10 protein-coding genes are annotated in these 12,948 nt (G+C 66.3%); 1 reads left to right on the forward strand and 9 read right to left on the reverse strand.

The features are described from left to right. Positions 1-269 precede the first annotated feature (269 nt). The 8 genes from C8263_RS03100 to C8263_RS03135 form a co-directional block, all read right to left on the reverse strand. Positions 270-1,571 (reverse strand): DUF4139 domain-containing protein, encoded by a 1,302-nt coding sequence (locus C8263_RS03100; protein ID WP_107136639.1) that lies wholly within the window; start codon positions 1,569-1,571, stop codon positions 270-272. A gap of 300 nt (positions 1,572-1,871) precedes the next feature. Next, positions 1,872-2,897 carry an ABC transporter ATP-binding protein gene (locus C8263_RS03105; protein ID WP_107136640.1) on the reverse strand — a complete coding sequence of 342 codons (1,026 nt, stop codon included), beginning with the start codon at positions 2,895-2,897 and terminating at the stop codon, positions 1,872-1,874. After that, positions 2,894-3,922: an ABC transporter ATP-binding protein gene (locus C8263_RS03110; protein WP_107136641.1), complete on the reverse strand. Its 1,029-nt coding sequence runs from the start codon at positions 3,920-3,922 to the stop codon at positions 2,894-2,896. The genes C8263_RS03105 and C8263_RS03110 overlap by 4 nt, the downstream gene beginning before the upstream one ends. Before the next feature lie 110 nt (positions 3,923-4,032). Then, positions 4,033-5,169: an ABC transporter permease gene (locus C8263_RS03115; RefSeq protein ID WP_107136753.1), complete on the reverse strand. Its 1,137-nt coding sequence runs from the start codon at positions 5,167-5,169 to the stop codon at positions 4,033-4,035. A gap of 5 nt (positions 5,170-5,174) precedes the next feature. Further along, positions 5,175-6,158 (reverse strand): ABC transporter permease, encoded by a 984-nt coding sequence (locus C8263_RS03120; RefSeq protein WP_107136642.1) that lies wholly within the window; start codon positions 6,156-6,158, stop codon positions 5,175-5,177. Between the two features lie 99 nt (positions 6,159-6,257). Continuing rightward, complete coding sequence (locus C8263_RS03125) at positions 6,258-8,024, reverse strand: ABC transporter substrate-binding protein (RefSeq protein WP_107136643.1); 1,767 nt, start codon at positions 8,022-8,024, stop codon at positions 6,258-6,260. 434 nt (positions 8,025-8,458) lie between these two features. After that, entirely contained in the window at positions 8,459-8,683 is a 225-nt protein-coding gene (secG, locus tag C8263_RS03130; RefSeq protein WP_107136644.1) for a preprotein translocase subunit SecG, read from the reverse strand. A gap of 105 nt (positions 8,684-8,788) precedes the next feature. After that, entirely contained in the window at positions 8,789-9,301 is a 513-nt protein-coding gene (locus tag C8263_RS03135) for a metal-binding protein (protein WP_107136645.1), read from the reverse strand. Between the two features lie 169 nt (positions 9,302-9,470). Here C8263_RS03135 and C8263_RS03140 point away from each other — a divergent pair, with 169 nt between their 5' ends. Continuing rightward, a complete protein-coding gene (locus C8263_RS03140) occupies positions 9,471-11,525 on the forward strand; it encodes a S8 family serine peptidase (RefSeq protein WP_233218610.1) in 2,055 nt (684 codons plus the stop codon). 357 nt (positions 11,526-11,882) lie between these two features. Here the strand turns inward: C8263_RS03140 and C8263_RS03145 are convergent, their stop codons facing one another. After that, entirely contained in the window at positions 11,883-12,884 is a 1,002-nt protein-coding gene (locus tag C8263_RS03145; protein ID WP_107136647.1) for an MDR family oxidoreductase, read from the reverse strand. Between the last annotated feature and the right edge of the window lie 64 nt (positions 12,885-12,948).

The following is a 12,948-nucleotide window of genomic DNA, read 5'->3' on the forward strand; positions in this document are numbered from 1 at the left end:
TAGGAGCGGAACATCCCCCTTCTTCCCGGATGTGACGGAAATGGACGGCAGTCCGTATAACGATCAGTCGAACGCCGAGCCCACCCTCGGCAAAAGCGATTCCATCCGAGCGGACTTGTCAAGCGGCGCAGAGCAAGCAGGAGCCACACGGCCCTCACGGCGGAACTCCAATGGGTCGGCGGAACAGACGGCCGCCGGTCTCAGCCCACCACCCATCATAAAAACAGGCGCCGGGAGCAGCTCATCCCCGGCGCCTCTGTTGACACCGTTCAGTTGACGCTGTTGTCCACCACCACCGTAAAGCTCTTGCTGATCTTGCCCTTGGCGGGAATGTCCACCTTCACGCTGGCCGTGCCCTGGTTGCGCACCGGCGCGGCGCTGTCAATGATGATCACGCGCCCGCCAATGCGCTCGGTCACCTCGGCGCGAATGGCGCGGTCCTTGCTGCTTTCAAAGGCGTAGGTCACGCGGTAAGTCGTCTTGGTCACGTTACCCTTGGCGTCTTTCACCTGGGCGGTGGTCTGCACGCTGCGGGTGTAGGCCACATCCGGGTCCTCGCCCAGCGTGAAGTCCACGGTGCCGCCCTCGCGCGTCTCGCCAATGTTCGTCTGTCCCACGATGCGGCCGTCCTCGCGCACGGTGATGGGCCCGGCGGGCAGGCGCTCATCGGCCTTGAAGCGGTAGAAGCGGTTCAGGTTGCCCTCGCGCGTGTCGGTGCCGAAATAGGTGTTCAGGCCGACGTAGCGCTCGAAGGTGGTCAGCTTGGGCGTCAGGAACGGCAGGGTGACCACACTGTTGGCCGGCAGGGTAAACGGCGTGGTCAGGGCGTAGCGGTACAGGCCGCGCAGCTCGCCCTGGCTCTGAATCTTGGGGGCGGCGGGGGCGGGCATGGCGGCCGTTGCCTGGGCCATGGCGCCGTCGCGCATCATGTAGGCCGCTTCTTCCTGGTTCTGCACGCTCACGTCGCCGGCATACAACTCGGTGTTCTGCACGTCGTACGGCTGCTCGGTGGTGTTGCGGATGTCGGCCAGGGCACTCAGCTGGGCGCCCGCGCTGCTGGCTTTCAGGGTGTAGCGAGGCTGCCACGTCACGGCGCGCGTCAGGTACCCCAGGGTGCCCTGGCCGGGGCGGGCCAACGTGTAGGTCACGGACTGAGTGGGGCGCTGGGCATTCACGGGAGGCACCACATCAAACTGCAGCTCCTCGTACCGGGCGTTAAAAAAGCGGCCCTGCGCGTCTTTCACCAGCAGATCGCGGGCGCGCACCAGCGTCACGGGCTCGGTGGTGTCGCCGCGCTTCAGGAATACCGTCTTGCCTTCCAGGCCAGCCAGCCAGTTGGGCTCCTGCTTCTGAATGGCCTGGGTAAAGGCCAGCCCATCCAGGTCCAGACTGCCCGCCAGAATGCTTTCCCAGGTGTCCTGGGGCAGGTTCACGCTGAGGGTGGTGGTGGCACTGCTCACCGGCACCCTCACCTCGCTGAAACTGGGGTAAATACGCAGGTCGGCGGCCTGGGCACTGCCCAGAGCAAGAGCGCAAGCGGCGGTGAGGACGGCGGGCAATGCAGGTTTCATGCCTGCCATCGTGCCGCGCACTCCATTGTGAGATGTGAGAGCGCGGGTCAGAAATGAAACAGAAATCACAGCGGCGTGAAGTGCGGTTGGTCAAGTGGGATTGGTCAAATCAAGCCGTAGCTGTACAGAGGGCCCGCCAACACAGACACACGCGGGGCCCCTTTAGCATTTGAAGCGACGCCCAGCACGGGCCGGGTTCTCTGCGCCGCCGCGGCTCTTCCCAGCACAGGAAAACCCGCCCCCAGGGCGCGGGAGCGGGTATCGCCTCTGGCCACTTGCCATCGGCCCTGGACCAGCTGCTTACAGAATGTCATCCCGGATGCACGCCTTGAAGTGCCCGGGGGCCACTTCGCGCAGCTCGGGAATCACGTTGGCGCACTCCGCAATCGCGTAGCGGCAGCGGGTGCGGAATACGCAGCCGCTGGGCGGGTTGATGGGGCTGGGAATATCGCCTTCCAGAATGATGCGCTGGCGCTTGATGGTGGGGTCCGGCACCGGCGCGGCCGACAGCAGCGCCTCGGTGTAGGGGTGCTTGGGGTTGTTGTTGAGTTCGCGGCTGGAGGCGATCTCCATCACGCGGCCCAGGTACATCACGATGATGCGGTCGCAGATGTACTCCACCACCGCGAGGTCGTGCGCGATGAACAGCACGGTCAAGCCCAGTTCTTCCTGCAGGTCCTGCAGCAGGTTGACCACCTGCGCCTGAATGGACACGTCCAGCGCCGAGACCGGCTCGTCGGCCACGATGAACGCCGGGTCCACTGCCAGGGCGCGCGCAATGCCGATGCGCTGGCGCTGACCGCCGGAGAACTCGTGGGGGTAGCGGCGCATGTGCTCGGGGCGCAGGCCCACCTTTTGCAGCAGCTCGGCAATGCGGTCCATGCGCTGGCGGCCCGGGTGCAGGTTATGAATCTGCATGGCCTCACCGATGATGTCGGCCACCGTCATGCGCGGGTTCAGGCTGGCAAACGGGTCCTGGAAGATAATCTGCATCTCCCGGCGGTAGTCGCGCATCTGGCCCTTGGAGAGCTTGGTGATGTCGGTGCCGTTAAACAGCACCTGCCCGCCCGTGGGCTCAATCAGGCGCAGGATGGCGCGCCCGGCCGTGGTCTTGCCTGAACCGGATTCACCCACCAGCCCCACCACTTCGCCGCGCCCAATCCGGAACGAGACGTCGTTGACGGCCTTGACGTTGCCCACCACGCGCGAGAGCAGCCCGCCGCGAATGGGAAAGTACTTCTGAAGGTTGTTGACTTCCAGCAGCGTCTGGCCCGTGGTGGGCATGGAGCTGCGGGACTGCGAGCTGGATTTAACGGTGGCGGTCATGCAGTCACTTCCTGGGCCTGGGCGAATTCACGCCAGCGGATGCAGCGGGTGGTGTGGCCGCCCCCCGTATCTTCCAGCGGTGGCACGGCCTTGGAGCAGTCGGGCACGGCGAACTTGCAGCGCGGCTCAAAGGCGCAGCCGGGCGGCAGGCTCAGCGGGTTGGGCACGTTGCCAGGAATGGCTTCCAGGCGGCCCTTGGGCTGGCCGGGCACATGGTTGACCTCGCCGGGGCGCGGAATGGAATTCAGCAGGCCCATGGTATAGGGATGGCGCGGCGCCTTGAAGATCTCCACCACGTCGCCCTCTTCCACCACACGGCCGCCGTACATCACCACCACGCGGTCGGCCATCTCGGCCACCACGCCCAGGTTGTGGGTGATGAACAGAATGCTCATGCCCACTTCCTTTTGCAGCTTGCGCATCAGGTCCAGAATCTGGGCCTGAATGGTCACGTCCAGCGCAGTGGTGGGCTCGTCGGCAATCAGGAGGGCCGGCTTGCAGGACAGCGCCATGGCGATCATCACGCGCTGGCGCATCCCGCCTGACATCTGGTGGGGATATTCATTCACGCGCTTTTCCGGCGCAGGAATGCCCACAAAGCGCAGCATGTCGGTGGCCACACCCATGGCGTCTTTCTTGTTCTTGCCCTGGTGCAGCATCACGGCTTCGGCAATCTGGTCGCCCACCGTGTACACCGGGTTGAGACTGGTCATGGGTTCCTGGAAGATCATCGAGATGTCGTTGCCGCGAATCTTGCGCATCTCGGCTTCGCTGAGCCCCACGATGTCGCGGCCCCGGAAGAGAATCTCACCCTCCACGATCTTGCCCGGAGGGCTGGGAATCAGGCGCATCACCGACAGGCTGGTCACGCTCTTGCCCGAGCCCGATTCACCCACGACCGCCAGGGTCTCGCCCTTTTTAATGTGGAACGTCACGCCGTCCACGCTCTTGACGACGCCGTCATCCGTATTGAAGTACGTCTTGAGGCCATTTACGGCCAGCAGGACTTCACCCTGGTGGGTCATTGTTCCTCCGTTTTCTGCACGCTGTACATCATACAACTGCTTTGAATTGTAAGGGGAAAAGTGTTCACGGGCGCGGCCCGCAGTGCCGGCCGCGCCCGTGTCTGGTGCGCTTACGACCGCTTGCGGGGGTCGAAGGCGTCGCGCAGGCCGTCACCCAGCAGCTGGAAGCACATCACCGTGAACACGATGAAAAAGCCCGGTGCCAGCACCCAGGGACGCTGGTTGAGGCTGCTCAGGCCGCCGTCCTGCGCCAGTTTCAGCAAGCTGCCCCAGGAAGCGTAGGGCTCCACTGCCCCAATCCCCAGGAAGCTCAGGCCCGATTCCAGCAGGATGTAACCCGGAATCGCCAGCGAGGTGGTCACGATCACGTAAGTGGTCATGGTGGGCAGCATGTGGCGGATCATGATGCGGTTGTCGCTCGCACCCAGGCTCTTGGCCGCCGACACGAAGTCCTGCTCACGGACGCTCATGAGCTGCCCGCGCGTGGTGCGCGCCAGACCGCCCCAGCCGATAAACGCCAGAATCCCCAGAATCACATACAGCGCCAGAATCGGGTTGATGTCCTTGGGGAACACACTGCGCAGCATCAGCAGCAGGAACAGCGTGGGAATAGACGCCAGCACTTCCACGAAGCGCATAATCACCGTATCCACGATGCCGCCGAAGTAGGCCGCCATGGCGCCCATGAACAGCCCGATCACGGTGGTAATCACCACAGCCGCCAGTCCGATGGTCAGGCTGATCTGCGAGGCGTACAGGGTGCGGCTCAGCAGGTCGCGGCCCAGGTCCTCGGCGCCCAGCAGATACACGTTGCAGTCGGGGTTACCGGTGCCAAACAGGTGAATGTTGCCGGGGAACAGCCCCAGAATCCTGTAGCTGTCGCCGCGCACCCCCCAGTACAGGGGGCACTTCTCACCCGTGGGCCCGAATTCATTCACGAAGGTCTCTTCGTTGAACTTCTGGCCGTACTTGTAGACGAAGGGACGACCAAAGGCCCCCGTCTCCGGGTCACGGAAATGGACAGGCGTGGGGGGATGAAAGCGCGTGATGTTGCTGGTGGAATAGGTGGACAGGCCAGCGGGGGCCAGGAACGGCGCCAGCAGCGCCATCAGGTACAGCAGGATCAGCAGGCCGCCGCCCATCTGCGCCAGCCGGTTCTTGCGGAACTGGCTCCAGGCCACCGAGAACTGAGACTGCCCCTGGGCGCGTTTACGTTTGGCAGTGGGGGTGGGAACAGTTACGGTCACGCCGCTCACCCGACCTTGATGCGGGGGTCAACCACCGCAAGGAGAATATCGCTCAGGGCATTGCCCACAATCAGCAGCACAGTGCTGATCACGGTAAAGCCCGCAATCAGGTAGATGTCCTGTGAGTTCAGGGCGTCCAGCAGCATGGGCGTGATGCCCGGGTAGCCGAACACCACTTCCAGAAAGCCCGCGCCGCTGATGGCCGCTGGCAACAGGCCACCAATCCCCGCCACGATCGGCAGAATGGCGTTGCGGAAGGTGTGTTTCCAGATGGCCGTGCGCTCCGAAACACCCTTGGCGCGCGCCGTGCGGATGTAATCGGCGCGCATCACTTCCAGCATCTGGCCGCGAATCACACGCGTCAGGCCAGCGGCGTCGCTGATGGCCAGCACCAGCGCCGGAATCAGCAGGTGCGAGAGCACGTCCAGCACCTGCCGCCAGCCGGGCATCTGCTCGAAGCCCGGGCTGGTCATGCCGCCAATAGGCAGGGCAATGCCAGTCACACGCTTGAGTTCCAGCAACCCGAAAATCACGATCAGGGCCAGGAAGAAGTTGGGAAAGCCCAGCAGGAAGTACAGCACCACGTTCACTGCCTTGTCGCCGAACGAGTTCTGACGCACCGCCCCGAACACGCCCAGGGGAATGGAAATGGCGTAGAAGAACGCCAGGTTCAGCAGCACCAGCCACAGTGAGTTCAGGATGCGCGGTGTCATCACATCCCACACCGGCTGCTGGTAACTGAAGGACAGGCCGAAATCCAGGTTCAGCACCATGTTGCGCATCCACAGGAAATACTGCTCCAGCGGGTGGCGGTCCAGGCCGAAGTTGCGCTCCAGTGCGGCCAGCTGTTCGGGACTGATGTTGGGGTTGAGTTTGGCAGGCGTCAGAAAGTCGCCGGGAGCCAGTTGCAGCACAAAAAAGATCAGCACACTGGCCATCAGCAGGGTGGGAATGGACTGCACCACCCGGCGCAGCAGGAATGGAATCATGGACGTACTCCGTGGGGGTTCATGGCGTTGGCCTTCATGGGTGTGGGGGGCAGTCCGCGCGGGCGGACCACCCCCCGTTGGGAGCAGGGTCAATCAGGCTTACTTGATGAAGGTCAGGGCCTGGAAGCGCTGGCCGTAGTAAGCGTCCATCAGGTTGGCGGGGAATTCGCCGCCCAGGCGCTCGTTGAAGGCCACGTGGAAGTTCGCGCCCACCAGGTAGATCACCGGCTGCAGCTCGGCTTCCGTCTTCATCAGCTGGCCACCGATGGCGCGGCGGCGGGCGTCGTTCAGCTCAGCGTCGCCCTGGTAGTACAGCTTGGTCATCAGCTGTTCCTGGCTGGTCGCGCAGCGGCCGTTGGTGGGGTTGTTGTAGGTGTGCAGGTTGGTGCCGCAGGGCACCACGTTCTGGCCGAAGCTCCAGATGTTGTCGCCGCCCGACAGCCCCAGCAGGATCGCGTCGAAGGGACGGTTCTCGCCCTTGGAGGTCAGCTGGCCCACCAGCGTGTTGAAGTCGATGGGCGTGAAGTTGACCTTAACACCGACCTTCTTGGCCTCGTCGGCAAAGATGCGGCCGAGCTGCTCACGCACGGTGTTGCCGGCGTTCGTGCTCAGGTTGAACTCCAGCACCTTGCCGCTCTTGTCGGTCAGGAAGCCCTGGGCGTTCTTCTTGGTGTAGCCCATCTGGGCCAGCAGGCGGGTGGCTTCGGCAAGGTTGTACTTGTACTGGGGCGCGCCCGCCGACAGACCCGCTTCAATCTGCTGCCTGAAGATGGGGTAGGTGCTGAAGTAGGTGGGGGTGCCCAGGCCGCCCAGTGCCAGCTGCACCATGGCTTCGCGGTTGGCAATGTGGCTCATGGCGCGGCGGAAGCGCACGTCACGGAAGAGCTTCTGCTTGGCGGGGTCGCCGGACTTGTTCCAGTTGAAGGTGATCCACTGGCTGGTGGCCTGGGGGCTCACGTTGGCCTTCAGGAACGCCTTGAGGCTGCCGTTGTCAATGGCCCGCTTGACCTGAGCCAGGTCGTCAGCGTTGCGCATGGGCACGGTGTCCACCTGACCGGCCAGGAAGGCGGCCAGCTGGGCGTTGGCGTCCGCGAAGATGCGCACGGACATGTTGCTCAGGTAGGGCAGCTCCTGGCCACGGCTGTCCTTGTTCCAGTCGCCCCAGAAGGTGTTCTTCTTGAACACGGTGCGTTCGCCGGCGCGGTAGGACTCCAGCACCCACATACCGGGGGTCACGATCTGGCTGGCGGGGGTAGCGAGGCTCCACATCTTCTTGATGGCCTCGGCGCCGCCTTCGCGGTACGCCTTACCAAACACGTGGTCAGGCCAGGGGGTGTAGGACATCAGCACCAGGGCCTTGGCGCTGGTCTGGGGGAAGTCGAACTGCAGGGTGTAGTTGTCCAGCTTCTTGATGGTGATGGGCTTGCCCGCCAGGAAGAAGTTGTCTCGGCTGTTCGAGCCCACCTTGTCGTCGGTGTGGATCTTCCAGGTGGTGATCCAGTCATCGGCGGTGATGGCCTGGCCGTCGCTGAACTTCATGCCCTGGCGAATCTTGATCACGAACCGCTTGTTGTTGTTGCTCACCACAGGGGCGCCCGCCGCCATGTAGGGAATCAGTTCGTCGTTGCGGGGGTCCTGGGTAAACAGGCCGCTGCCCGTGCCCATACGGGTGGGGATGCTGTCCGCTTCCGAGGAGGTGAAGGGGTTGAACGTCTTGAAATCCGAGAACTGGGCCAGGCGCAGTTCGCCGCCGCGCTTGTTGGCGGTGTTCTGCTCGGCCGTCCAGGCAGCGGGCCACACAAACGCGCTCTGGGCGCTGGCAGCGCCAACGGTCAGGGCAAGAGCAAGGGTCAGGATCTTCTTCATGGTGTTCCTCCGGGAGGGGCAAATCTGGAATACGACAACGCGCCGGCGCGGGCCGGGGGGTGATATTCAGAACAACGGTTTTCCAGCGAGGCCAACTATATGGAATGGCCTAGGGTTGGTCAAGGTTTTTCCTGACAATTGCATGGTAGCGCGGATTACGGAAAACGCCGTCCTGGGCTGGAAATTTTGCAAAGCGCGGCCAGCAGCGCAAAAGCAGGCGGCGCTGGCCGCCTGCACGGGCGGCCAGCGCACCCTCAACCCACCCACTGGCGGGGTTCAGTTGACCCCCACTGTATGGGGACCTGCCTGGACGGGTCGCCCGTCAAGAACCCCGCCCAAACCGCGCTGCCAGATACAGCGACCCGAATCCCAGCCTCCCAAAGACAGTCCCCCGCTACGCTGGGCGCAGCGGGGGAAAGAAAGGCAGAGCCGGGTCAGCGCGACACGACGCTGATCAGCAGCGCGAGCAGCATAAAAAAGCCGCCCAGCACACTGGTAATGCGAATCAGGCCGCCCTCGACCCCACGGCCGCCCAGCAGTGAACCGCCAGACGCCATGCTGGCCGACAGCCCCGCCTGCTTGGGCACCTGCAGCAGCACGAAAAACACCAGCGCCATACACACCAGCGCAAACAACACGATAAACAGGTTCAGGATCATAGGGGGACCTCAGCAAAAGGACAGGGCCCGCAGGCCACCGCTCCGTGGCTCCGGTATAGCACGGTCCAGAGTCAAGGGGCACCCGGGCTTCAGCACCCCCAGACCCTACCGCCGCCGGGCCCGGCGGGCCCCATGATCCGGCCGCACGCCGTCGGCCATCAGGTGCAGCCACTGGCTGAGGTAGTACCCCAGCAGCGGGGGCCACAGGGCCTGCAGCGTGAAGGTCTGCGGCCACTGGGGCAGGGTCATGCCGGGCACCAGATACAGCAGCGCGCCCCACACCAGCGCGGCGATCAGGGCCACATACAGCAGCCGGGTCAGGGGACCCACCAGCCACGTGTGGGACCAGCCCCGGTGGCTGAACAGCATGCCGTAGGGCACCCACAGCACCCCCAGCACCCCCCAGTGCCGCTTGCTGTCCACCCGGCCCTCGGCCAGATCCAGGTCCGGGGACAGCAGAAAGGTGCCAGCCGCAAAGGCCAGGGTGAACTGCAGGGCCTGCGCCGGGCTGAGCACCACCAGTTCCTGGCGGGTGGCGATCAGGGCGCCGGCGGCCAGCACGCTGTAGGCCGCAATATTGATGAGGTTATGCACACGTCCGCTGGGCACGGGCGCCATTGTGCCAGAAGTGCCCGGGCCCCGCGCAGGCTGCGGCCGCCAGTGGAAGCCAGGAGCAGAGGTTTGGGCCCAGGGTCAGCAGCAGACAGCGAGCGACGCGCCGGGGGCCAGCACATTGAGAGCTGCGTTCATCTCTGGTCAGAGAACTTCGGGCATGCTGTACGCACCCATGCCCAAACCCACCACCTGCCTGCCCGGCTTTTTGCTGCTCACGGTTTTGCTGGGGGCCTGCCAGCCGCCGGCACCACAGCCCTTACAGGCCCGCACCGTTGCCCTGGGACAGGCCACCTCCGTGCGCGTGGACGTGCCGTATGCGGGCCGCTGGCGCGTACAGGAGCGCCCCGAATGGCTGAGCGTTTCGCCCCAGGCCGGCACTGGTCCCGTGGCCCTGACCGTCACCATTGACCGCGCGCGCGCCACGCCGCTCAAGGCCAATCTGGCCGAGCTGAGCGCCGAGATCAAGCTGGCGTGGTCAGCCGGCGAGGGCAGCCGGGAGAAAACCGGCGAGGTGACGTGGCCGGTCACGGCCCGCCAGTTCGAGCTGCGCGGCCGCGTGGTGGCCCCCGCCCAGACCCAGGGTAATGACGCCCAGGCCGCGCCCCGCGTGAACCCGGCGCCTGCCCCGGCGGCGCGCGGCGTGATCGTGAAATACCGCGCGGCCGCCGGCCAGACGGGCGTGCGGGCGCTGCAGGCCGCCGGGGTGAAGGTGAGCAGTGTGCAGGCGCTGGGCGGCACCCTGACCCGCCTGAACGTGAGTGACGTGGACGCGGCCCTGCGCACCCTGCGCGCCGACCCGCAGGTGGAATACGCGGTCCCCAACGCTCTTCTGCGCGCCCAGGGCACGCTGGCCCAGCCGGTGGTGCCGGGCGATCAGTACGCGGGGCTGCAGTGGAGCTACGCCCTGGCCGGTTACGCGGCCGTGTGGCGCGACATGGAAGCAGGCAGTTACTCGCGCCCCGTGACCGTGGCGGTCATTGACAGCGGCGTGCGCTTTGACCACCCGGACCTGAAAGGCCAGATGTGGGGCCCCGGCGAGGGCGCCCTGGACGTGCTGGACTTTGAGGCGGGCGAGAAGGCAGGCGATCCCCCCCGCTATGACAACGGCGACGGCGACGGTCCCGACACCGACCCGACCGACGCGGGCGATGCGGGCCGAACCACCGGCAGCCACGGCACCCACGTAACGGGCATCATCGCCGCGCGCTGGGGCGACCACGGCGCCAGCTGCGAGGGCTGCAGCCCCACCGGGGTGGTGGGCGCCACCTACAAGGCCAACGTGAAGGTGCTGCCAGTGCGCGTGATTGACAGCCGGGGCGACGCCACCGAGGCCGATGTGGCGCTGGCCATTCGCTACGCCGCTGGCCTGCCGGTGACCCTGAAAGGCACGACCTACCGCACCCCGCACGCCGCGCAGGTGATCAACCTGAGCCTGGGGGGCGAACTCAAAGCCGAGGCGGCCCGTCCTCTGTGCGAGGCCATTGCCGACGCCCGCGCCGCTGGCGCCCTGGTGGTGGCCGCCGCCGGCAACGGCTACGGCACCACGCCCTACTACCCGGCCGCCTGCGAGGGCGCCGTGGCGGTGGGCAGCGTGACCCTCTCGGGGGCCAGCGCGCCGGTGCGTTCGCCCTTCAGCAACGCCTATCCGCAGGTGCAGCTCTCGGCCCCCGGGGGCGCCGAGCCCTACAGCGCCAACAGCTTCAACGGCGGCAAGCTCAACGGCTCGGCCTTCCCGGACGCCATCTTCTCCACCGACTGGAATTACAAGGAGAACCGGCCCATGTACACCGCCCAGGTGGGCACCAGTCAGGCCAGCCCGCAGGTGGCGGCGCTGGCGGCCCTGCTGCTGAGCAAGGGCGTCACCACCGGCGCCGCCGACACGCTGGCCCGCCTGAACGCCACCGCCACCGACCTGGGCGCCAAGGGCCGCGACGACCTGTTCGGCTTTGGCATGATCAACGCGGCCGCCGCCCTGAACGCCCCGGCGGTCAGTAGTGGCCTTGGCCTGAGGCTGCAGCACGCGCGGGGCCAGAGCTTCCAGCCCGCGCTGGACCCGCTGGGGCGCTTCCAGGCGTATCTGGCAGACGGCAGCTACGCGGTCATTGGCGGCACCGACCGCGACAGCAATGGCGTGTACGGCGAAACCCACGAGCTGCGTGACGAACGGCAGATCACACTGGGCGAGGACACCCCCAGCGCCGACGTGGGCGACCTGAACCCGCGCTAAGAACTGGCGGGCGCCGCGCCGTGGGCCTTCCCCACGGCGCGGCTTCGTATTGGCCTGCGGCTGACAAGGGACTCCGGTGAGCCGAAGGCGAGGGATAAGCGGACTCGCAGAGCTGCCTTACAGAGCGCAGACGAGAAGCCACGGGACTCCGGCGATGGAAAAGCGCCCCTGCGCCCCTTCCAACATGCTTTGGAATCAGGGGAGGCCAGTCTTAAGGACGTTGCCCCTCATGGTGCGACTTTGCAGGACAGCACCGAACAGTCTCCACGGCCGGTGCAACGTCCTTTTTTTGATACTCGCTCTGCGGCGCCGCTGTTCCAGCCCGCTCGGTTGATCGGGGGCTTGGCAGCGAGCGACTTAACCCCGCACGTCCACCACAGTGCGCCCCCGCACCCGGCCCGCCAGAATCTCGGGGGCCAGGGCTGGCACCTCGCTCAGGGCGCGTGTCTGGGTCACCCCGGCCAGCCGGGCGGCGGGCAGGTCACGCGCCAGCCGGGCCCAGGCCGCTTCCCGGCGCGGCACCGGGCAGGTCACGGAATCCACCCCCAGCAGGTTCACCCCGCGCAGAATCAGGGGAAAGACCGTGGCGCGCAGCTCGCTGCCGCCCGCCAGCCCGCACACCGCCACCGAGCCGTGGGTGCGCGTAGAGGCGAGGGCGCCGGCCAGGGTGGCGCCGCCCACCGTGTCCACCACCCCGGCCCAGCGCTCCTTTTCCAGCGGGCGGGTCAGGGCCGGCAGTTCGTCGCGGTGAATCACCCGCGCGGCCCCCAGCCCCTGCAGATAGGCGGTCTCCTCCATCCGCCCTGTGCTGGCTGTCACGGTCTGGCCCGCCGCCGCCAGCAGGGCCACCGCCAGGCTGCCCACGCCGCCTGCCGCGCCGGTCACCAGCACCTCACCGTCCCCGGGGGTGAGACCGTGGTCTTCCAGCGCCAGCACCGCCAGCATGGCTGTGAAGCCGGCCGTGCCCACACTCATGGCCCAGTGGGCATCGGTGCCGGGGGGCAGGGCCACGGCCCACTCCGGCTGCACGCGGGCCAGTTCGGCATAGCCGCCGTCCTGCCGCTCGCCAATGCCCCAGCCCGTCACCACCACGCCGCTGCCGGGCGCCCAGCGGCCAGAGCGGTCTTGCAGCACCGTACCTGCCAGATCAATGCCGGGCGTCATGGGATAGGCGCGCAGCACACCGGGGCGGCCCAGCACCGCCAGCCCGTCTTTGTAATTCAGGCTGGAGTGGCTGACCTCAATCAGCAGGTCGCCCCCCGGCAGGGCCGCCGTGGGCAGGGTCTGGAACTCGGCGCGGGGGCCCTGATCGTCTTGCACGACACGCAGGGCGCGGTAGGTCGGGGGCAGCGCGGACATGGCGGCAGGCTAGCGTGCCCCGGCAGTGCTCATCATCCGTTCAGGACAGCAGTCCCGTTCCCGG

This window comes from Deinococcus arcticus (assembly GCF_003028415.1).
Lineage (GTDB): Bacteria > Deinococcota > Deinococci > Deinococcales > Deinococcaceae > Deinococcus > Deinococcus arcticus.